Raw genomic sequence first — 18881 nt, forward strand, 5'->3', positions numbered from 1 at the left:
CGCCATGCGCGCCGCCCTCTTCCTCGTCGCCCTCGCCGCGCTGGCGCTCGCGCCGATCGCCGCGCCCTGGCTGCAATTCGTGCTGACGCTCGCCGTCGCCAAGGGTTTCGCCGCGCTCGGCGTCGCCGTGCTGCTGCGCGGCGGGCTGATCTCGATCGGCCATGCCATGTTCTACGCCGTCAGCGCCTATGCCATCGCCTTCCTGGCGCGGGCCGGCCTCAACGAGTTCGTGGTGTTGCTCGTGCTCGGCACGCTCGCCTCGGCCGTAACTGGCCTGATCGTCGGCGCCTTCCTGGTGCGCTACCGCGCGATCTTCTTCGCCATGCTCAACCTCGCCATGTCGATGGTGCTCTACGCACTGCTCTCCAAGCTCTACGGCATCACCGGCGGCACCGACGGCCTGCGCCTGGCAGTGCCGCGCTTTTTCGGTATGACGCTCGACAAGGCGAGCTTCGACACCGCGCTCTACTATGCCGGTCTCGTGCTGATGCTCGGCGTCGGCTACGGCGTGCAGCGCTATCTGGCGAGCCCGCTCGGCCATGCGCTCGCCGCCGTGCACACCAACGAGCTCCGGCTTGAATATCTCGGCGTTCCCGTCCGGATCGTGCTCCTGATCGCCTACACCGTCTCGGCCGCGCTCGCCGGCATCGGCGGGGCGATCGCGGCGATGGCGATCGGCCATATCCTGCCCGAATTCGCCTTCTGGACGGCGTCCGGCCACCTCGTCCTGGTCGCGGTGCTCGGCGGCATCGGCGGCGTCGCCGGCCCCTTCATCGGCTCGCTCTTCCTCGAAGTGCTGCACACGCTCGCGGTCAGCGTCACCGATGCCTGGAACCTGATCATCGGCGTCGCGCTGATCGGCGTCATCTTCTTCCTGCCGAGCGGGCTCTACGGCCTGCTCCGGCGCCGCAGCGGAGAACCGGCATGACGACGCCCCTCCTCCAGGCCAAGGACCTGCGCATTGCCTTCTACGGCGTGCAGGCGGCCGACGGCGTCAACCTCGAGATCCGCGAGGGCGAATTCCTCGCCATCATCGGCCCGAACGGCTCCGGCAAGACGACCTTCCTCAATCTCTGCACCGGCTATCTCCGGCCGAGCTCGGGCGAGGTCTATCTCGACGGCAAGCCGATCACCGCCATGGCGCCGCGCACCATCGCGCGGCGCGGCATCGCCCGCGCCTTCCAGATCCCGCAGCTCTTCCTCGACCAGACGGTCCTCGACAACCTGATGATCGCGGTCGCGGCCAAGCGCGGCATCTGGGTGCCGTTCAAGGCGCTCGGCGCCGATGGCCGCCGGCGCGAGGCCGAAGAGCTGCTGGCTCTCGTCGGGCTCGACGGCGAGGCGCAGCAGCTGGCCGGCGCGCTGCCGGAGGGGCGGCGCAAGCTCCTCGACATCGTCATCGCTCTGGCGCTGAAGCCGCGCCTCGTCCTGCTCGACGAGCCGACCAGCGGCGTCAGCACGATCGAGCGCTTCACCCTGATGGAGACGCTGATGGCCGCGCTGCGCCGCGCCAAGGTCACGGCGCTGTTCGTCGAGCACGACATGGACGTGGTGCAGCGCTATGCCGACCGCGTCGTCGTCTGGGATTCCGGCTCGGTGATGGCGGAAGGGCCGCCCTCCGAGGTGTTCAAGGATGAGCGCGTGCTGCGCAATGTCGTGGGGGTGGCGTGATGCTGCGCATGGAAGACGTGACCGTCGCCATCGCTGGCGTGCAGGTGCTGCGATCGGTGTCGCTGGGGCTGACCTCCGGCAGGACCACGATCCTGATCGGCCGCAATGGCGCCGGCAAGACCACGACGCTGCGGGCGATCATGGGGCTTTTGCCCGTCGAGGCCGGCGCGGTCCATCTCGGCGAACAGGAGATCGGCACGACCCCGGCCTATCAGCGTGCCGCGCAGGGCATCGGCTACGCGCCGGAGGACCGCCGACTGGTGCCCGAATTCACGGTCGAGGACAACATCCTGCTGCCTGCGCTGGCGCTCTCCTTGCCGGCGCCTGAGCGGGCACGGCGGCTCGACGAGGTCTATGCGTTGCTGCCGCAGCTCCTCACCATGCGCAGGCGCCCGGGCGGGGGCGTCTCGGGCGGCCAGGGCAAGATGGTGGCGCTGGGCCGGGCGCTGATGGTCGCCCGCACGGCGCTGCTGCTGGACGAACCCTTCCAGGGGCTCGCCCCGGCGTTGGCGCTCGACTACGCGCGCACGCTCGGCGAGCTCAGGCGTGGCCGGCCGGACCTTGCCATCCTGATCACGGAATCGACGCCGGCCCTGCTCGACGCGATCGCCGACGAGACCCTCCAGATCGAGCGTGGCGCCATCAATTAAGCCGGCTCACATCTTCTTGCCGTCCTTGTCGAACTGCTTGAGGAAGGCGGTGAGGTCGGCGATCTCTTTCTCGTTCTTGATGCCGGCGAAGACCATCTTGGTGCCGGGGATCTTGGCCTTGGGATCCTTGATGTATTCGGCGAAGACCGCCTCGTCCCAGGTGATGTTGGCGCCCTTGTTGGCCGTCGAATAGCTGTAGCCCTCGACTGCGCCGGTATGGCGCCCGAACAGCCCGTTGAGCTGGGGGCCGACCAGGTTCTTGGCGCCTTCGCCGATCTGGTGGCAGGCGCGGCACTTGTTCCACGAACGCTCTCCGGCCGAAACGTCCTGCGCCTTCGCGCTGGTCGTGAGAAAGGCAGCGGCGAAGGCAGCGGCGACGACAGGCAATTTCATGCGGTTTGGATCCTGATAAGGAGAGTGAGTTGGCGCCGCCGTGCGAAGCGACGGCGCGGTGAAGGCTTCAGCTGAACATGTCGGCGGTGATCGCGGCGTACCAGCCGACATTCTCGGCCTGGTTCTCCTTGCGCAGTTCGGCGCTCTCGCGCGGCTGCGAAACGAAGGTCTCGGTCGCAGCGATCTTGCCGTCCTTGGCCTCGTAGCGGCCGCCGACCTTGATGGTGTCGTCGGTCTCGATCAGCGACCAGCAGGTGTTGATGTAGCGCGCCGGGAAGGTGCGGCCGCCAGCGAGCTCGCCACGGATCACCATCGCTGCGACCTTGGCTTGGCTGTTGGCGGCGAAGGCGGATTTCGGCATATCGCCGGCGATGCAGGCATCGCCGAGAACGAAGATGTTGGGATCGACGGCCGACTTCATCGAGGCCGGGTCGATGGTGCAGTAGCCGCCGGCGGGCGCCAGGCCCGCCGAGCGGACGATCTCGCCGGCCATCTGCGCCGGGATGACGTTGACGAAGGCGCAGTCCTTGTAGGTCTCGAAGCCGGTGACGACGGTGTTGGTCTTGGGATCGACCGACTTGATGCCGTCATGCACCTTCGGCCCGAGCCACTCGATCATCGCGCCATAGTGCTTTTCCCAGCCCTCCTGGAAGACGCCCTGCTTGGAGAAGCTGTCCTTGGGGTCGAGGATGAGGATCTTGCAGTCGCGCCTGCCGCTCGCCTTGAGCAGATGGGCGAACATAGATGCCCGCTCATAGGGGCCGGGCGGGCAGCGATAGGGATTGGGCGGGGCGATCATCACGATCGTGCCGCCATTTGGCACCGCGTCGAGCTTCTGCCTGATCAATTGCGTCTGCCGGCCGGGCTTCCAGCCATGCGGCATCGCCTCCTCGGCCTCCTTCGACCAGCCGGGGACGGAATCGTATTTCAGGTCGATGCCGGGCGAGACGACGAGGCGGTCATAAGCCAGGCGATCGCCCGTCGAGAGCACGGCCTCCTTCTTGTCGCGGTCGATCTGGGTGGCGCGGGCCCGGGCCAGCGTGATGCCATGGTTCTTCGCCAGCGCGTCGTAGCGATGGCTGATCTCGTCATAGCTCTTGAAGCCGCCGATGAAGAGGTTGGAGTGGAAACAGGTCTGGTAGACCTCGTTCTCCTCGACCAGCGTCACCGCGATGGCGTCGTTCGAGTCCTTGGCGATGTACCGCGCAGCGGTCGCGCCGCCGGCTCCGCCGCCGATCACCACGACGCGCGGCTTGGCCTGGCCGAGCACGGCCGGCGAGGCGATGGCGAAGCCGCCGGCGGCGGCGAGGCCGGTCAGGAATGTGCGGCGACTGGTCGACATGGTTCCCTCTCCCCTTCCGCTCGTGACGGCTAGCCCTAAGGACCGGGCTTCAGACTCTCGTAATAAGCGGCAAGCGCCGCGATCTCCTCGCCGGAGAGCCTGGCGGCGACCGCCTGCATCACCTGGTTGTCGCGCTGCCGCTGCCGATAGGCGTTCATCAGCGCGACGAACTGCTCGGCGGGGTGGCCGATGATCGCCGGAATGCCGCCGACCTGCCTGCCGCTGCTCTGATGGCAGCTCGTGCATTCGGACGAGAGATACTCCCCCAGCGCCTTGTCGCCGGCGGCGTTCGCCGGCGCACAGGCCAGTAGCAGCCCGAGCACCGCGAGACGGACGGCGCCGGCTCCTCGCATCAGTCGACCTTCGGCGCCGTCTTGGAATCCGGCGTCACGTCGAGGATCACCGCCCGTCCGGTGATCTTCACCTCCGGCTTGCAATTGGTCATGCACGGCTCCTTGCCCCAGAAGGCCTTCTCCGTGGTCTCGCGGTCGTCGTCGTAGAAGGCGGCCGCGTTCGGCAGCTTCACGCTGGTAAAGTTCTTATCGGACAGTTCGAAGTCCTCGTCCTTCACGATGTCGTTCAGATAGAGCAAATAGGCCGTGACGGCATAGAGCTCGTCCGGCGACAGCGACTGGGCGTTGCCATAGGGCATGGCCCGGCGGACATAGTCGAACACGGTCGAGAGATCGGGCCAGAACGAGCCGATCGTCTTCTCCGGCCGGTCGGATCTGAGCGAGCCCATGCCGCCGGCCAGCACCGGCCAGCGGTTGTTGCCCTGGCCGAATTCGCCATGGCAGCTGGCGCATTGCGCCTGGAAGATCTCGTCGCCCTGCTTGACCGTGCCCTTGCCGGGCGGCAGGCCCTTGCCGTCAGGCCGCACCGCGATGTCCCAGGCCTTGATCTCCTCCGGCAGCGCCTCGCGGCCGAGGCCGAGCTTGGCCGCCGGGGCCGGAGCCTGGGCGGTTTTGGCCGGCGGATGGGCTTGCGCCTCCTTGGCCGCCGGCTTGGTCTGGGCGATCAGCGGCGCGGCGGCGAGCACGGCGAGCGCCGCCAGGCCCGCGAGCAGGACGGGATTAACCGATCTCGACATTTTCGGTCTCCCCGTTCGCCTTCACATGCCAGGTCTGAATGCCGTTGTTGTGGTAGATCGAGTTGGTGCCGCGGATCTTGCGCAGCTCCTCCTTGGTCGGCTGGAGATAGCCGGTCGAATCGATGGCGCGCGACTGGATCAGGAGGTCCTGCCCGGCCCAGTCGAAATCGACGTAGAAGCGGGTCAGCGACTTATCGAGCACCGGCCCGTCGATCCTGGCGTGCTGCCAGTTCCTGCCGCCGTCGAGGGTCACGTCGACGCGTTTGATCGTGCCGCGCCCCGACCAGGCCAGGCCGGAGAGGACGTTGCGGCCCTTCTGCTTCAGCGGCGCCTGCGGCGAGGGATTGGTCACCACCGATTTGGCGTCCATGAAGAAAGTGAATCGGCGCGAGCGGCCATCGGCCAGAAGGTCGGTGTATTTCGAGGTCTCCTCGCGTGCCTGCCACGGCTGGTCGCCGACCTCGATGCGCCGGAGCCATTTGACCCAGAGATTGCCCTCCCAGCCGGGGATGACGGCACGCAGCGGATAGCCCTGCTCTGGGCGCAGCGCCTCGCCGTTCATGGCGAAGGCGATCAGCACGTCGTCGAGCGCCTTCTCGATCGGCAGCGAGCGGTTCATGCCGGAGGAATCGGCGCCTTCCAGCAGCAGCCATTTGGCATTGGCCTTCACCCCCGCCTCGGCCAGAAGCAGCTTCAGCGGCACGCCGGTATACATGACGTTGTGGACCATGCCGTGGGTGAACTGGCAGCCATTGAGCTGCGCGCCGCGCCACTCCATGCCGGAATTGGCGGCGCATTCGAGGAAATGGATGCGGTTCTGCCGCGGCATCCGCTTGATGTCTTCCATGGTGAAGACCAATGGCTTGTCGACGAGGCCATGGATCATCAGCCGGTGATTGGCCGGGTCGATGTCGGCGATGCCGCCATGATGGCGCTCGAAGCAGAGGCCGGACGGGGTGATGATCCCGTCGAGCTCGTGCAGCGGCGTAAAGTTGACCGAGGATTCCGGCGAGGCCGTCAGCCAGGAGACATCGCGGCGGATCACGTTCTTCTCGAAGCGCGACGGCGTGCCATAGGGCCGCTTGTCGACGCCCTCACCGAGATAGCGGCTCCAGTCCTGGACCTCGGTGATCAGCGGATCGGGCTTCCCCGGCTCGGCGCGGGCAATGCTGGTGCCGCCGAGACCGGCTCCGGCGACCACCGCCCCGCCGAGGAAGTGGCGGCGGCTCAGCGGACCGGGCTTTGCGGGAGAGGTCATGCCTCGTCTCCTTGCTCTTTAACTAGCGTGATGGCGGAGGCGCTCATGCCCCGCTCACCTTCACGGCGTCGTTCGGCTTGATGGTGATGGTCTTGGCCGCGGCGACATGGTCGCGGACCACGTCCCAGATCGGCGGGCCCTGCGTGCCCTCGTTGACGCTGGCCCAGCCGGCGACGACGTATTTACGAGAGGCGTCGATCGGCTTGCCGGATTTGAGGTGCGTCAGGCCGGAGATGCGGCTGCCCATCGGCTTGCCGACATCGATGGCGTAGCCCATGCCGCCGATGCGGACCATGTCGCCGCCGCCCTGGAAATAGGGGTCGGGGTGGAAGATGTTGTCGGCGACGTCCTCGAGGATCTCCTTGAGCTGCGCGCCGGTCATCTCCATCCGGTAGCAGTTCGGATAGGTGATCGCGGTCGCGTTGCTGATCGCCTCCCAGGTGATCGCCTCGCCCGGCAGCAGCGAGCCGCCCCAGCGGAAGCCCGGCGACAGCGCGATCTCGGCGTCGCGCTGCGACAGCATGGCGTCGCAGATCAGGTCGTCGAAGCTGCCGTTGAAATTGCCGCGCCGGTAGAGCAGCGACTCCGTGCGGCCGATTTCCCTGGCGAGCTCGGCGGCATAGGGCGCGCGCAGCTTGGTGACCAGCGCCGCCATCTCCGGATCGGGCGCGATCGCATCGGCGAAGACCGGCATCAGCTTGAAGCGGATATCGGCGACCTTGCCGTCCTTCACCGCGATGTCGAGGCGCGAGACGAACTTGCCATGCGAGCCGGAGGCAACGAGGGCGGTCTGCCCGACCCGGATCAGCCCGGGCATCGCGTCATGGGTATGGGCGGTCAGGATGACGTCGATGCCCTTGACCCGGCTCGCCAGCTTGCGGTCGACGTCGAAGCCGTCATGCGAGAGCAGCACGACCACCGCGGCGCCCTCGGCGCGGGCTTCCTCGACCTGCTTCTGGATTTCCTCCTCGCGGATGCCGAACTCCCAGTCCGGGAACATCCAGCGCGGATTGGCAACGGCGGTACGTGGCAGCGCCTGGCCGATCACCGCGACCTTGACGCCGCCCTTCTCGAAGACTTTTCGGGCTTCGAAGACCGGCTCGTTCCATTCCTTGTCGCGGATGTTCTGGGCGAGGAAGGCGAAGGGCGCGGCCTCGACGATCTCTTTGACCCGCTCGGCGCCGAGCGTGAACTCCCAATGCGAGGTCATCGCGTCGAGCTTCAGCGCCGACATCACGTCGACCATGTCCTGGCCCTTGGTCTGGAGCGAGCTCCAGCTGCCTTGCCAGGTGTCGCCGCCGTCGAGCAGCAGCACCTTGTCGGCACCGCGCTCGGCCCTGACAGCCTTGATCAAAGTCGCGATCCGGTCGAGCCCGCCCATCCGGCCGTAATTGCGGGCGAGCGCGACGAAATCGTCCGAGGTCAGTGCGAAGGCATCGGCCGAGCCGGCGGCGATCCTGAAATGCTCGCGGAAGGCGGCGTCGGTCAGATGCGGCGGCAGGCCCTTGACCTCGCCGACGCCGAGATTGACCGCCGGCTCGCGGAACTGCAGCGGCATCAGCTGGGCGTGGATATCGGCCACATGCAGGATGGTGACCTGTCCCTGCGGCTCGAAGCGCAGGATGTCTGCCTGCGACAGCGTCTGCTGGGCGGCGGCGCGCCCGAGCGGGCCGAGACCGGAGGTTGTCGTCAAGGCCGCGGCGACCGCCGTCGCCTGCAGGAAGTCTCGTCTCGAGATCATGACTCATCCTTTGGATGCGCGCACATCGCGATCCAGGGGCTCTTCAAGTGGAGCTTTGGCCGTCATTGCGAGAAGCGAAGCGACGAAGCAATCCAGAAGCGGCAGAGCTCTGAGAGACTGGATTGCTTGGCTTTGCTCGCAATGACGGTTGGCGTCAGCCGACTGTCAGCTTGTTCTTCGACGTGTATTCCGAGCCGTCGTCATCCTTCCAGGTGAAGGTGAACTCGCCCGATTCCGTGGCCTTGAAGAAGAAGGACTGGTAGGGATTGGCCGAGATCGCCGAGAACCAATCGGCCGAGAAGACCGGCTTGCCGTTGAAGCTCGCCGAGAACTTGTTGATGATCTTGCGCGGGATCGTCTCGCCCTTGGCATCCTTGCGCTGGCCGGATTCCATCTCGTGCGAGATCAGCGTCTTGATCTCGATGATCTCGCCGGCCGTGGCCTTGGCCGGAACGCGCACGCGGGGCGTGGGCTTGGTCGTCATGGGTGTTTCCTCGCCTTGTTCTGGTCGATGACGATGAGCGGCTTCAGCCGCCGCAGCCGCCGATCGTGACCTTGATGTTGGCCTTGGCCGTGTGCAGCGTGCCGTTCGACATCTCGGCGACGCAGATGATGTCCTGCGTTTGCGCGAGCCGCATGCGCGTTGCGGCCGAGGCTTTTCCGCAGGCCGGTGTGAACTGGTAGCTGACGACGCCGGGCAGCGGGTTGCCCTCGGCGAAGACGTGCACGGCCTTGACGTAGTCGGCTTCGGTCATCGGGCTCTCGATCTCGACATTGATCGGCACGACCAGGCCATTCTCGGCGATCTCCGGCACGTCGAGCTTGATCTTGCCGGAGGCCATCGGCTTGTCGCCGTAGAGCTTCTTGATCTCGGCAGCGACCGCCTTCTCGTCGGCGAAGGCGAGCTTCGGTGCGATCGCGGCGGCGGCGAGCGCCCAGGCGGCGGCCTTCATCGCATCGCGGCGCGACAGCGTCGACGGTTGGATCAGCATACGGGGCTCCTCCCTGGAATTCGTCTCGTTTTAGCGCTTGACGGCGCCGCGCCCGGTCGCCAATCATTTGCACGTATCGTGATATTGTTTTTTGTGAATGTAAAGCCCCCGAGAGGGCTACCGCCAAGGGGCGCAGCATAAGCGCCGCCGGAGGAAACGAAAGGGCGAGGGATGAAGCTTCCGATCATCGGAGCGGCCGCGTTGGCGGCCGTCATGATAGTCGCGGCCGGGCCGCTGACCGCGCAGTCACCGCCGCAGGACGACAGCGAGAAGGAGATCGAGCGCTATCGCCAGATGCTCTCGGACCCGTTCTCGAATCCGGGTTTTCTCGCGGTCGATCGCGGCGAGGCGCTGTGGTCGACCCAGCGCGGCGCCAGGAATGTCTCGCTCGAAGCCTGCGACCTCGGCGAGGGTCCGGGCAAGCTCGAGGGCGCCTTCGCCAAGCTGCCGCGCTATTTCGCCGACGCCGACAAGGTGATGGACACCGAGCAGCGCCTGCTCTGGTGCATGCAGAAGATCCAGGACCTCGACACCGCCGATGTCGTGAAGCGCCGCTTCTCCGGGCCGGGCGTCGCCTCCGACATGGAGGACCTCGTCGCCTTCATCGCCAACAAGTCGAGCGAGATGACGATCCAGCCGCAGCTCTCCCATCCCAAGGAGAAGGAGATGGCGGCGGTCGGTGAAGCCCTGTTCTATACCCGCGGCGGCGTCAACGATTTCTCCTGCGCCACCTGCCATGCCGAGGAAGGCAAGCGAATCCGCCTGCAGGGCCTGCCCAACCTCTCGGTCAAGGGCAGGACCGCGCAGGAGACGATGGGCTCCTGGCCGACCTACCGCGTCTCGCAGAGCGCGCTGCGGACGATGCAGCACCGGCTCTGGGACTGCTATCGCCAGCAGCGCTGGCCCGTGCCGGAATACGGCTCTGAAGCCCTGACCGCGCTCACCGTCTTCCTGCAGAAGCAGGCTAAAGGCGGCGAGATCAAAGTCCCGTCGATCAAGCGCTGAGGGGGAACATGATGATCAGGACATTCATTCCCCTTGCGGCCCTGCTGGCTCTCGCGGGTTCGGCCAGCGCCCAGGAGCGCCCGGCCCAGGCCGTGATCGACGCCTATCTGAAATCGACCTTCGGCAAGGCCTCGGCCGAATGGCAGGCCAGGATCAAGCCGGACGACTCGCTCGCCGTCTGCAACACGACCCGCAACAACCCCTCTTCGGCGCAGTCGGACGAAATGCTGAAGCGCGAGAGCGCCCGCGTGGTCTATCCCGCCGACGGCAAGTTCCTCGGTAACTGGAAGAACGGCTATCAGGTCGCCAACAACGGCCGCGGCGGCCAGTTCTCCGATCCTCCCGGCACCGTCGCCGGCGGCAACTGTTTCGCCTGCCACCAGCTCGATCCGAAGGAGGTCAGCTACGGCACGCTGGGCCCGAGCCTCGCTGCGTACGGCAAGGATCGCAAATACGATCCCGAGACGATCAAGGACGCCTACACCAAGATCTACAATTCGATGGCGGTGGTGCCCTGCTCGAACATGCCGCGCTTCGGCGTAAACAAGGTGCTCGACGAGCAGCAGATCAAGGACGTGATGGCCTATCTGTTCGATCCGGAATCGCCGGTGAACAAGTAGGCTTTGCCGGAGCAGACCATGCTGACGCGTCGCCTGTTCGTCACTGCCGGCGCCTGCGCCCTGGCCTCATCGGCCCTGGCGCAGGTCGTGGCGACGCTCGGCTCCGGCGAGGAGACGCTGACCGTCCTAAGCGACGGCAGCTTCGAATTGCCGCTGTCGATGCTGGCGCGCGACATCGCACCGGCCGAGCTCGCCGCGCAGGCGAAGCAGAGCGGGCCGACACGCTCGGTCCTCAACGTCACCTGCCTGAAGCGCGGCAAGGACGTCGTCCTGTTCGATTGCGGCTCGGGCGCGAACTTCCTCGCCGGCTCGGGCAAGCTCGCCGAGAGCCTGAAGACGGCCGGGATCGAGCCCGACGCGGTGACGCATGTGCTGTTCACCCATCTCCACCCCGACCATTTCTGGGGCGCGCTCGACGAGTTCGACAGCCCGCTCTTTCCCAATGCCCGCTGGCTCGTCGCCGCGCCCGAGATCGGCTTCTGGACCGATCCCAAGGTCTATGAGCGCCTGCCTGAAGACCGGCACGCCTTCGCCGCCGGGGCACAGCGGATCGCCAAGGAGCTCGGCGACAAGCTCGAGCGGCTGGAGCCCGGCCGCGAGTGGCTGCCCGGCATCGCGGCGGTGGCGACGCCCGGCCACACGCCCGGCCATGTCTCCTTCGCGTTAAAGGCGGCCGGCGGTCCGGTCATGGTGCTGGGCGATGCGCTGACGCATCCGCTGATCTCGTTCGCACGCCCGGACTGGCGCCCGGCTTCCGACTACGACGCCGATCTCGCCGTCGCAACGCGGCGCAAGCTGCTCGACCGGCTTGCCCAGGAGAAGGGGCAGATCATCGGCTACCATCTGCCCGGTGCGGTCGGACGGGTCGAGCAGCAGGGCACCGCCTACCGCTTCGTCGCGGCAACCTGATCGCAGGCACTCAGCCGCGCTGCCACAGGCCTCTGATCGAGCCTTCGACCAGGAAAGCGATGCCGATCCGCGCGCCGATCATCATGCCCGCGACCGCCAGCGGCCAGGACAGCGCCATCATCGAGCCGGCAGAGATGCCCTGTCCGATCGTGCAGCCACCGGCGAGCACGCCGCCGCCGCCCATCAGCACGGCGCCGAGGAGATGGCGGCGCATCTCGCGGTCGTCGTCGAAGGCTTCCCAACGGAATTCCCGGTCGTAGAGCGCCGACAGGAACGAGCCGAGCGTCACGCCGGCGAGCGTGCCGATGCCGAATTCGAGCAGAACCGAGGGCGCGCTCAGCACGGCATAGAGCGCCCGGCCGACCGGGGAGACGAAGGTCAGGCTCTGCGCCCGCGGCACGGTCTCGAAGGCATCGACGGCGATGCCGGTCACCCACCAGCCGGCGACGACGGCGAGGCCGAGCGTCAAGCCTGCCAGCAGCAGGCGTGGCGAGCGGCGCAGGCGCGGGTCGAGCGCAACGATGGCGATCAGGACGATGGCCCCGACAGCAGTGATCAGGACACGTGCGGCCGGAGCGCCGAGATAGGTCAGGATGCCGGCGAGATCGCCCTTCAGGCCGCCGGGCAGCGGCCAGTAGACCTTCTCCAGCACCTCGATCCGGATCGGGGCCAACATGCCGCGCAGCGTCGCATAGGCGACCGCGCCGAACACCATCATCACGATCAGGCTGCGCAGGTCGCCCGAGCCGAGCCGGATCAGCGAGCCGAAGCCGCAGGTGCCGACCAGCGCCATGCCGAGACCGAACAAGGTGCTGCCGACGAGGATCGACAGCCAGGGCAAGGCGGCCTGGACATAGGTGGAATTGGCGGGGTCGAGCAGATTGAGTCCGATCAGCGCCTGCGTGCCGATCAGTGCGATCGCGAGCGCAAGGCCAAAAATCCTGAGGCGGCGGGTGTCGCCGCCCATCCAGGCATCCTCGACCGCACCGAAAGAGCAAAGGCGCGCGCGGCGGACGGTGAAGCCGCAGGCGGCGCCGACGGCGACACCAGCCAGTGCCGCGCCCCAGGCCGGCAGCTCGATCATGGCAATCGCCGCTGGCCGCTATTGGCGCTCACGATTTGCCGGCTTCGGGTCCGGGCGGATTGCAGAAGATGTCGTAGATCACGGCGATGACGCGCCGGACATCGTCGCTGGCGAGGCTGTAATAGATCGCCTTGCCGTCGCGGCGGGTGGTGACGAGCTGGTCGAGGCGCAGGCGCGCGAGCTGTTGCGAGACCATGGGCTGGCGCAGCGAGAGCAGGTTCTCCAGCTCGGTGACCGTCCGCTCGCGCTCGGCCAGCAGGCAGAGCAGCAGCAAGCGGTTCTCATGCGAGAGCGCTTTCAGGAAATCGCTGGCCTTGCGGGCCTTGCGCATCAGCTGGTCGAGCTCGGGCGAGAACTCGGCGCCGTCGCGCAGTTCGGTTTCGAGCGCTTTCGAGACGATCGCGGTCATTGGGTCTGTGCGCCTGATCGTTGAACCTGAGGAGTCTCAATGACAGCAACCAGCCGCCCGAGCAAACCCCAGAACATGTCGTCGTTGAGATAGCCGGTGATCCGGCCGACTTCCTGGCCCTCCTCCATCAGCACGAAGGTCGGCGTCGCGATCACCGGCTCGCGCAGGCCCTCGCCCCGCACGCCGCCGGCCGGCAGGTCGACCCGCCGCAGCGGCGCCGCCTTGCCTTCGGGCGTCCTGGCATAGACCGGCGCGGCCTCGCGCTCGAAGCGCAGGCAGAACGGGCAGCCATTGCGCGTGTACATCACGAGCTCGGCTGCGAAGGCTGGCCGCGACAGGGCCGGCAGCGAGAACAATAGCGACAACGTGAACGCTGCGGCGAGCCCCGCCCGATATCTGCCGCTTGCAATCATTCGCCGAACATAGTCGTATTCATATGTTTATACCAGAGCCTGATGAAGCTCGGCGCGGAGGCGACGCCATGATCACACGACGCAGCCTGCTGGCGAGCGCGGTGCTGGCAATGTCGGCGGCGCCGAGTTTCGCCAAGGCCAAGCTCGGCGAGGACGGGCTCTACCAGGAGGACTGGTATGTCGAGAGCTTTCTCGACCTCGCCGAGGACCTGACCAATGCGAACCAGGCCGGCAAGCGCTTCACGATCCTCTGGGGCCTGCGCAACTGCCCGGCCTGCCGGCGCATGCACGAGGTTCATCTCGCCGACCCCGCCATCGAGACCTATATCCGCGACAATTTCGCGGTGCTGCACCTCAACATTCTCGGCGCGCGCGAGGTCACCGATTTCGGCGGGGGCAAGCTGACCGAGAAGGCGCTGGCGAAGCACTACGGCATCGAGGGCACGCCGGCGATCCAGTTCTTCCCGACCAGCGCCGCCGGGCTCGCGGCAAAGCCGCCAAGGGAGCGCGAGGTCGCGCGCATGGCCTCGCTGCTGGAGCCGCAGGCCTTCATCGCCCAGTTCCGCGCTGTCAGGAACGGCGTGTGAAACCGGACGCCCGGCCGCCTAGACCAGCGCCAGCATGTGCAAGCCAATGAAGCAGCCGGCCCCGGCTCCGATCAGCAGCAGCGGGTTGACCGGCGTCAGCATCAGGAGCGCGGTCGAGAGCAAGGCGAGACCGCGCGCGAACCAGCCGCCATCGAGCGCCTGAATCAGGACATAGCTCGCCGCCAGGATCATCCCGGCCGCGACCGGCCGCAGGCCCGTCTCCAGCGCCGTGAGGATGCGGGCGCCCTGATAGCGCGACCACAGGCTGGTCACCGCATAGATCAGCACCGCCGTCGGCCCGAAGATGCCGACCGTCGCGGCGAGCGCCCCCCAGAAGCCGGCGATCTGCCAGCCGATCAGCGTCGCCAGCAGCGAACCCGGCCCGGGCGCCAGCCGGGCGATGGCGAAGGCGTCGACGAATTGCGAGGCGCTCAGCCAGTGGTGCACGTCGACGATCTGGCGGTGCATGTCTGCGATCGCGCTCTGGCCGCCGCCGATCGTGACCAGCGACAGCGGCAGGAAGACGAGGAGGATGCTGAAGGCGGTGGGCGGCATCGCTGGCCTCTTCAGGCCTGATGATAGGCCACGGCGATGCTGAGCGAGCCGATGCCGAGCACCGTCCAGAGCAGCGGCCAGTGCAGGACCGCGACAGCGATGAAGGTCGCGGCCATGACGGCGAGCGGGAAGATCCGCCGCGGCACGCGCCGCGCCGCCGTCAGCCCCATCGCCAGCGACAGGCCGATCGCCGCGGCGGCCGCGCCGTCGAGCGCGACATGGCTGAGCTCGTAGCCGGAGATCGAGGCGAAGGCGCTGCCGATCAGGACGATGACGATCGCGGCCGGGACGACGATGCCGAGCCAGGAAGCGGCGGCCCCGGCCCGCCCGGCCAGTCTGTAGCCGATCCAGATCGCCATATTGGTGACGTTGACGCCGGGCAGCGCCTGCGCGATCGAGAGGCCGTTCAGGAAATCCTCCTCGCTCAGCAGGCGGCGGCGCTGCACGAACTCCCGCAGCATCCAGCCGCTGAGCCCGCCGCCGAAGCTGGTCAGGCCGATGCGGGCGAAGATCAGGAAGAGTTGCAGCGGCGTTGGCCGCGGGACGTCTGGCTCGGACATGGGCGTTCGTGGCAGCCTCGTCTTTCCCGCGAACAATGCAGGCTTTGCGTCGCCCGGCCAGCCCCATGCTGCATATCCGGCATGAGCGCCACGGCGTGTCGCCGGCGCCGGCAAGAAAAGCGCGAAAGGCGCTTGACCTTGCCATCGTTGGAAGGTGCAGAGTGCGCCAATCACCAGTCGAAGGACTTTGCCGCCATGTGCTCCTGCCAGCAGCATTCGACTACCGCCTCAGCTGTCACACCCACCCCCGGCGGTGCGGTCAGCTTTCGCGTCGAGGATATGGCCTGCGGCCATTGCGCCGGCGCGATCAAGCAGGCGGTCGAGGGCAAGGTCCCCGGCACTTCCGTTACCGCCGATTCCGGGTCGAAGTTGGTCAGCGTGCAGGGCAGCGCCGATGTCGCCGCGATCAGGTCGGCCATCAGCGCGGCCGGTTATACGCCGGGCGAGGAACTGGTCGATTGAGGCAGAGCATGGCGAACGAGCTCACCCTCTCCCGCCGCGCACTGCTGTTCGGCGCCGCCGCATTCGCGCTGCCGCGACCGGCTGATGCCGCCGAGGCGCTGCCGAAGATGGTCGTGACGCGCGATCCGAACTGCGGCTGCTGCGGCAACTGGGTCAAGCATGTGCAGGCGGCCGGCTTCCCGGTCGAGGTGGCCGAGGTCGCGGACGTCGCGCCGCTCAAGCTGAAGCTCGGCGTGCCCGATGCGCTCGCCTCCTGCCACACCGCCGAGATCGGCGGCTATGTGCTCGAGGGCCATGTTCCGGCGCAGGCGATCAAGCGCCTGCTTGCCGAGCGTCCGAAGGTGATCGGCCTCGCCGTCGCCGGCATGCCCGTCGGTTCGCCCGGCATGGAAGTGCCGGGTCAGGCGCCCGACATTTATGACGTCGTGGTCTTTTCGGCCGGCCGGCAGAACGTCTTCGCGCGCTATCGCGGATCACAGCCGATCTGACGACCCTCACGCTAGCGAACGGACGGTCCTAGCCGCCTGGATCGGCTCGCTGCTGATTGCGAAACAGTTCCAGGATGACCTCCCGCGCCCAGCGCAGCATCGCGTTCTGGGCATGCCGCCGGCTCCAGTGCAGCGCGACGCTGAAATCGCGCTGCGGCAGCGCCGGCTCGAGCAGGGCGAAGGCGCCGAGGGGCTCGAGGTGCAGGCCGATCTGGCGCGGCATCAGCACGGCGAGGTCGGTAGCGCGGATGATCGGCGGCAGCGCCATGAAGCTGGAGACGACCAGCCGGATGCGCGGGTCGAGATGCAGCATCTCCAGCATGCGCTGCGTCTGGGCATGCGAGCGCACCGCAACGAAGTCGAGCTTCGCGATATCGTCGGCGCTCAAGGCGCCGTCGACCGCCCGTTGCGTCACCGGATGGTCGGCGCGCACGAAGACCTGGTAGCGATCGCTCAGCATTTCCGCATGGGCGGTGCCGCCGACGGTCGGCAGGAAGCCGAGCGCGAAATGCAGCTGGCCGTTGTCCAGCGCCTCGGAGATCGCCTCATGCGGCCAGGCGCGCGCGACAATGCGCAGGTTCGGCGCGATCTCGCGAAAGGTCGTCATCAGCGGCGGCAGGAAGCGGCCTTCGCCGATATCGCTGAGATGCAGGCGCAATTCGGCATCCGTCGTGGCAGGATCGAAACGCTCGCCCTCGGTGAGGCCGGCTTCCAACAGGGCCAGCCCCGCCTGGACCGAATGCGCGAGACGCTCGGAGCGGGCGGTCGGCCTGACGCCGCCGGCGACGCGCTCGAACAGCGGGTCACGCAACAGCAGCCGCAGCCGCGTCAGCGCCTGGCTCGTCGCCGGTTGCGAAAGGCCGAGCTCTTCGGCCGCGCGGCTGACATTGCGGGTGCGGTACACCGCGTCGAACAGCCTCAGCAGGTTCAGGTCGATCGCATCGATATTCGCCATGCGAATAATACTTAGTCGCTTCATCTAATTGAGCAATGGCCAGTGTGCCGCCACAGTGCCTGCGATCCGAGGGACGCGCATGCCAGCCGACAGCCCATCCTCCCCTTCTCGCCCGAGCGTCCGCGACGCCGTGCTCGACCTGCTGCGCCAGCTCAAGATCGATACGGTCTTCGGCAATCCCGGCTCGACCGAACTGCCGATGTTCCGCGAGTATCCCGAGGACTTTCGTTATGTGCTCGGCCTGCAGGAAGCGGTCGTGGTCGGGATGGCCGACGGCTATGCCCAGGCGACGCGCAATGCGGCGCTGGTCAACCTGCACTCGGCGGCCGGCGTCGGCCACGCCATGGGCAACATCTTCACGGCGTTCAAGAACCAGACGCCGCTCCTGATCACCGCCGGCCAGCAGGCACGCTCGATCCTGCCCTTCGACCCCTTCCTCGCCTCGGTGCAGGCGACCGAGTTGCCGAAGCCTTACGTCAAATGGGCGATCGAGCCGGCGCGCGGCGCCGACCTGCCGCTGGCCCTGGCGCGGGCCTATCACATCGCGATGCAGCCGCCGCGCGGCCCGGTCTTCATCTCGATCCCGGCCGATGACTGGGACCAGCCGGGCGAACTCGTCATGCCGCGCCGCGTCAGCCAGGCGCTTGCGCCGGCACCGGATGCGATCGCCGCGATCGCCGAACGCCTCAACGCGAGCAAACGGCCGGCCTTCGTCGTCGGCGCCGGCGTCGCCCGCGATTTGGCCGTCGCCGATGTCGTCGCGCTCGCCGAGCGCCATCAGGCCTCGGTCTATGTCCCGCCGATGTGCGCGCGCTGCGGGTTTCCCGAGCGCCATCCCCAGTTCTGCGGCTTCCTGCCGGCGATGCGCGAGAAGATCGTCGAGCGCCTGGCACCGCACGACTTCATCCTGGTGTTGGGGGCGCCGGCCTTTACCTATCATGTCGAGGGCAACGGTCCGCACGTCCCAGAAGGCGCGCAGCTCGCACAGATCGTCGACGATCCGCAGCAGGCCGCCTGGGCGCCGGTCGGCGACAGCGTCATCGCCAGCCTGGACCTCGGCGCGCGGGCGCTGCTGAACGCGAGCGCTCCCGGTAGCGGGCGCGAGGCGGCGCTGTCCCGCCCTGCGCCCCCTGCCCCATTACCCGGCGTGCCGATGTCGGCCGCCTATGCGCTCTCGGTGATCGACCGGGAGCGTCATGCCGACGACGTCGTGGTCGAGGAGGCGCCGAGCACCCGCTCGACCATCCAGACCTATCTGCCGATGAACGGGGCCGACAGCTTCTACACCATGGCGAGCGGCGGGCTTGGCCACAGCATGCCGGCGGCGGTCGGCATCGCCCTGGCACGCCGGCGGATGAAGCTGCCGGGGCGGGTGATTGCGCTGATCGGCGACGGTTCCAGCCTCTATTCGATCCAGGCGCTCTACAGCGCCGCCCAGCTCGACCTGCCGATGACCTTCCTGATCCTCAACAATCGTCGCTATGCGGCGCTTCAGGATTTCGCACCGGTCTTCGGTTACGCGCCGAACGACAAGCCGGCCGGGACCGAATTGCCGGGCCTCGATTTCGCGCAATTGGCCGGTGGGCAGGGCGTGCCGGGCGAGCGGGTCGAGCGCCCCGAAGACCTCGCCCCGCGCCTGCGCGCCGCCTTCGCTGCGTCCGGCCCGAACCTGATCGACATCGTGATCGCCTGATTTG

Annotated in this window: 24 protein-coding genes; 10 read left to right on the top strand and 14 right to left on the bottom strand. The window is 67.5% G+C overall.

The window, feature by feature from the left end; translation table 11 throughout:
- Positions 1–4: 4 nt before the first annotated feature.
- The 3 genes from CXY91_RS12865 to CXY91_RS12875 are packed head-to-tail and all read left to right on the top strand — an operon-like array spanning position 5 to position 2321.
- Complete coding sequence (locus tag CXY91_RS12865) at positions 5–928, top strand: branched-chain amino acid ABC transporter permease (RefSeq protein WP_100961799.1); 924 nt, start codon at positions 5–7, stop codon at positions 926–928.
- Positions 925–1671 (top strand): ABC transporter ATP-binding protein, encoded by a 747-nt coding sequence (locus CXY91_RS12870; RefSeq protein WP_100961800.1) that lies wholly within the window; start codon positions 925–927, stop codon positions 1669–1671. The genes CXY91_RS12865 and CXY91_RS12870 overlap by 4 nt, the downstream gene beginning before the upstream one ends.
- Positions 1671–2321, top strand: coding sequence for an ATP-binding cassette domain-containing protein (locus tag CXY91_RS12875; protein WP_100961801.1), 651 nt, complete (start codon positions 1671–1673; stop codon positions 2319–2321). Before CXY91_RS12870 ends, CXY91_RS12875 begins: the two co-directional genes overlap by 1 nt.
- A 6-nt stretch (positions 2322–2327) precedes the next feature.
- Here CXY91_RS12875 and CXY91_RS12880 read toward each other — a convergent pair whose 3' ends face one another.
- From CXY91_RS12880 to soxY, 8 genes are all read right to left on the bottom strand, one after another.
- Positions 2328–2714, bottom strand: a complete 387-nt coding sequence (locus tag CXY91_RS12880; RefSeq protein WP_100961802.1) for a c-type cytochrome — start codon at positions 2712–2714, stop codon at positions 2328–2330.
- Positions 2715–2781: 67 nt separating this feature from the next.
- On the bottom strand, positions 2782–4056 hold the full coding sequence (locus CXY91_RS12885) for an NAD(P)/FAD-dependent oxidoreductase (RefSeq protein WP_100961803.1): 1275 nt from the start codon (positions 4054–4056) through the stop codon (positions 2782–2784).
- Positions 4057–4091: 35 nt separating this feature from the next.
- Positions 4092–4409, bottom strand: coding sequence for a c-type cytochrome (locus CXY91_RS12890; RefSeq protein ID WP_100961804.1), 318 nt, complete (start codon positions 4407–4409; stop codon positions 4092–4094).
- Entirely contained in the window at positions 4409–5146 is a 738-nt protein-coding gene (locus CXY91_RS12895; protein ID WP_100961805.1) for a c-type cytochrome, read from the bottom strand. Before CXY91_RS12895 ends, CXY91_RS12890 begins: the two co-directional genes overlap by 1 nt.
- A complete protein-coding gene (soxC, locus tag CXY91_RS12900) occupies positions 5130–6404 on the bottom strand; it encodes a sulfite dehydrogenase (RefSeq protein WP_100961806.1) in 1275 nt (424 codons plus the stop codon). The genes CXY91_RS12895 and soxC overlap by 17 nt, the downstream gene beginning before the upstream one ends.
- A gap of 43 nt (positions 6405–6447) precedes the next feature.
- The gene (soxB, locus tag CXY91_RS12905; RefSeq protein ID WP_100961807.1) at positions 6448–8145 is read right to left on the bottom strand and encodes a thiosulfohydrolase SoxB; all 1698 of its coding nucleotides are present in this window, start codon (positions 8143–8145) and stop codon (positions 6448–6450) included.
- A gap of 154 nt (positions 8146–8299) precedes the next feature.
- Positions 8300–8629, bottom strand: coding sequence for a thiosulfate oxidation carrier complex protein SoxZ (gene soxZ / locus CXY91_RS12910; RefSeq protein ID WP_091837539.1), 330 nt, complete (start codon positions 8627–8629; stop codon positions 8300–8302).
- A 43-nt stretch (positions 8630–8672) separates the two neighbouring features.
- Positions 8673–9137, bottom strand: coding sequence for a thiosulfate oxidation carrier protein SoxY (gene soxY / locus CXY91_RS12915; RefSeq protein ID WP_100961808.1), 465 nt, complete (start codon positions 9135–9137; stop codon positions 8673–8675).
- 171 nt (positions 9138–9308) lie between these two features.
- Between soxY and soxA the strand changes: the two genes are divergently transcribed.
- The 3 genes from soxA to CXY91_RS12930 are packed head-to-tail and all read left to right on the top strand — an operon-like array spanning position 9309 to position 11671.
- A complete protein-coding gene (gene soxA / locus CXY91_RS12920) occupies positions 9309–10142 on the top strand; it encodes a sulfur oxidation c-type cytochrome SoxA (RefSeq protein ID WP_100961809.1) in 834 nt (277 codons plus the stop codon).
- A gap of 8 nt (positions 10143–10150) precedes the next feature.
- Complete coding sequence (soxX, locus tag CXY91_RS12925; protein WP_100961810.1) at positions 10151–10762, top strand: sulfur oxidation c-type cytochrome SoxX; 612 nt, start codon at positions 10151–10153, stop codon at positions 10760–10762.
- A gap of 18 nt (positions 10763–10780) precedes the next feature.
- Positions 10781–11671 (top strand): MBL fold metallo-hydrolase, encoded by an 891-nt coding sequence (locus CXY91_RS12930; protein ID WP_100961811.1) that lies wholly within the window; start codon positions 10781–10783, stop codon positions 11669–11671.
- Between the two features lie 10 nt (positions 11672–11681).
- Here CXY91_RS12930 and CXY91_RS12935 read toward each other — a convergent pair whose 3' ends face one another.
- From CXY91_RS12935 to CXY91_RS12945, 3 genes are read right to left on the bottom strand one after another with little or no spacing between them, the layout of a single operon-like run.
- Positions 11682–12755 carry a YeeE/YedE family protein gene (locus CXY91_RS12935; protein ID WP_091837550.1) on the bottom strand — a complete coding sequence of 358 codons (1074 nt, stop codon included), beginning with the start codon at positions 12753–12755 and terminating at the stop codon, positions 11682–11684.
- A 28-nt stretch (positions 12756–12783) separates the two neighbouring features.
- On the bottom strand, positions 12784–13164 hold the full coding sequence (locus CXY91_RS12940; protein ID WP_091837552.1) for an ArsR/SmtB family transcription factor: 381 nt from the start codon (positions 13162–13164) through the stop codon (positions 12784–12786).
- Positions 13161–13529 carry a thioredoxin family protein gene (locus CXY91_RS12945; protein ID WP_100961922.1) on the bottom strand — a complete coding sequence of 123 codons (369 nt, stop codon included), beginning with the start codon at positions 13527–13529 and terminating at the stop codon, positions 13161–13163. The genes CXY91_RS12940 and CXY91_RS12945 overlap by 4 nt, the downstream gene beginning before the upstream one ends.
- A 116-nt stretch (positions 13530–13645) precedes the next feature.
- On the opposite strand from CXY91_RS12945, the gene CXY91_RS12950 reads away from it, so the two are divergent.
- Positions 13646–14164, top strand: a complete 519-nt coding sequence (locus CXY91_RS12950) for a thioredoxin family protein (RefSeq protein WP_100961812.1) — start codon at positions 13646–13648, stop codon at positions 14162–14164.
- An 18-nt stretch (positions 14165–14182) separates the two neighbouring features.
- Here the strand turns inward: CXY91_RS12950 and CXY91_RS12955 are convergent, their stop codons facing one another.
- A complete protein-coding gene (locus CXY91_RS12955) occupies positions 14183–14719 on the bottom strand; it encodes a chromate transporter (RefSeq protein ID WP_100961813.1) in 537 nt (178 codons plus the stop codon).
- A gap of 11 nt (positions 14720–14730) precedes the next feature.
- Complete coding sequence (locus CXY91_RS12960; RefSeq protein WP_100961814.1) at positions 14731–15279, bottom strand: chromate transporter; 549 nt, start codon at positions 15277–15279, stop codon at positions 14731–14733.
- 81 nt (positions 15280–15360) lie between these two features.
- Between CXY91_RS12960 and CXY91_RS12965 the strand changes: the two genes are divergently transcribed.
- Entirely contained in the window at positions 15361–15741 is a 381-nt protein-coding gene (locus CXY91_RS12965; RefSeq protein ID WP_248307456.1) for a heavy-metal-associated domain-containing protein, read from the top strand.
- 8 nt (positions 15742–15749) lie between these two features.
- Positions 15750–16229, top strand: coding sequence for a DUF411 domain-containing protein (locus tag CXY91_RS12970; protein WP_100961816.1), 480 nt, complete (start codon positions 15750–15752; stop codon positions 16227–16229).
- Between the two features lie 28 nt (positions 16230–16257).
- Here CXY91_RS12970 and CXY91_RS12975 read toward each other — a convergent pair whose 3' ends face one another.
- The gene (locus CXY91_RS12975; RefSeq protein WP_199777418.1) at positions 16258–17184 is read right to left on the bottom strand and encodes a LysR family transcriptional regulator; all 927 of its coding nucleotides are present in this window, start codon (positions 17182–17184) and stop codon (positions 16258–16260) included.
- A gap of 79 nt (positions 17185–17263) precedes the next feature.
- On the opposite strand from CXY91_RS12975, the gene mdlC reads away from it, so the two are divergent.
- Entirely contained in the window at positions 17264–18877 is a 1614-nt protein-coding gene (gene mdlC / locus CXY91_RS12980; protein WP_100961817.1) for a benzoylformate decarboxylase, read from the top strand.
- Positions 18878–18881 lie beyond the last annotated feature (4 nt).

The sequence above is a fragment of the Allobosea sp. FBZP-16 genome (genome assembly GCF_002831785.1).
GTDB lineage: Bacteria > Pseudomonadota > Alphaproteobacteria > Rhizobiales > Beijerinckiaceae > Allobosea > Allobosea lupini.

Coding starts and splice junctions, on each gene's coding strand:
- CXY91_RS12865 (WP_100961799.1), top strand. CDS start 5: ATGCGCGCCGCCCTCTTCCTCGTCGCCCTCGCCGCGCTGGCGCTCGCG.
- CXY91_RS12870 (WP_100961800.1), top strand. CDS start 925: ATGACGACGCCCCTCCTCCAGGCCAAGGACCTGCGCATTGCCTTCTAC.
- CXY91_RS12875 (WP_100961801.1), top strand. CDS start 1,671: ATGCTGCGCATGGAAGACGTGACCGTCGCCATCGCTGGCGTGCAGGTG.
- CXY91_RS12880 (WP_100961802.1), bottom strand. CDS start 2,714: ATGAAATTGCCTGTCGTCGCCGCTGCCTTCGCCGCTGCCTTTCTCACG.
- CXY91_RS12885 (WP_100961803.1), bottom strand. CDS start 4,056: ATGTCGACCAGTCGCCGCACATTCCTGACCGGCCTCGCCGCCGCCGGC.
- CXY91_RS12890 (WP_100961804.1), bottom strand. CDS start 4,409: ATGCGAGGAGCCGGCGCCGTCCGTCTCGCGGTGCTCGGGCTGCTACTG.
- CXY91_RS12895 (WP_100961805.1), bottom strand. CDS start 5,146: ATGTCGAGATCGGTTAATCCCGTCCTGCTCGCGGGCCTGGCGGCGCTC.
- soxC (WP_100961806.1), bottom strand. CDS start 6,404: ATGACCTCTCCCGCAAAGCCCGGTCCGCTGAGCCGCCGCCACTTCCTC.
- soxB (WP_100961807.1), bottom strand. CDS start 8,145: ATGATCTCGAGACGAGACTTCCTGCAGGCGACGGCGGTCGCCGCGGCC.
- soxZ (WP_091837539.1), bottom strand. CDS start 8,629: ATGACGACCAAGCCCACGCCCCGCGTGCGCGTTCCGGCCAAGGCCACG.
- soxY (WP_100961808.1), bottom strand. CDS start 9,137: ATGCTGATCCAACCGTCGACGCTGTCGCGCCGCGATGCGATGAAGGCC.
- soxA (WP_100961809.1), top strand. CDS start 9,309: ATGAAGCTTCCGATCATCGGAGCGGCCGCGTTGGCGGCCGTCATGATA.
- soxX (WP_100961810.1), top strand. CDS start 10,151: ATGATGATCAGGACATTCATTCCCCTTGCGGCCCTGCTGGCTCTCGCG.
- CXY91_RS12930 (WP_100961811.1), top strand. CDS start 10,781: ATGCTGACGCGTCGCCTGTTCGTCACTGCCGGCGCCTGCGCCCTGGCC.
- CXY91_RS12935 (WP_091837550.1), bottom strand. CDS start 12,755: ATGATCGAGCTGCCGGCCTGGGGCGCGGCACTGGCTGGTGTCGCCGTC.
- CXY91_RS12940 (WP_091837552.1), bottom strand. CDS start 13,164: ATGACCGCGATCGTCTCGAAAGCGCTCGAAACCGAACTGCGCGACGGC.
- CXY91_RS12950 (WP_100961812.1), top strand. CDS start 13,646: ATGATCACACGACGCAGCCTGCTGGCGAGCGCGGTGCTGGCAATGTCG.
- CXY91_RS12955 (WP_100961813.1), bottom strand. CDS start 14,719: ATGCCGCCCACCGCCTTCAGCATCCTCCTCGTCTTCCTGCCGCTGTCG.
- CXY91_RS12960 (WP_100961814.1), bottom strand. CDS start 15,279: ATGTCCGAGCCAGACGTCCCGCGGCCAACGCCGCTGCAACTCTTCCTG.
- CXY91_RS12965 (WP_248307456.1), top strand. CDS start 15,361: ATGAGCGCCACGGCGTGTCGCCGGCGCCGGCAAGAAAAGCGCGAAAGG.
- CXY91_RS12970 (WP_100961816.1), top strand. CDS start 15,750: ATGGCGAACGAGCTCACCCTCTCCCGCCGCGCACTGCTGTTCGGCGCC.
- CXY91_RS12975 (WP_199777418.1), bottom strand. CDS start 17,184: ATGGCGAATATCGATGCGATCGACCTGAACCTGCTGAGGCTGTTCGAC.
- mdlC (WP_100961817.1), top strand. CDS start 17,264: ATGCCAGCCGACAGCCCATCCTCCCCTTCTCGCCCGAGCGTCCGCGAC.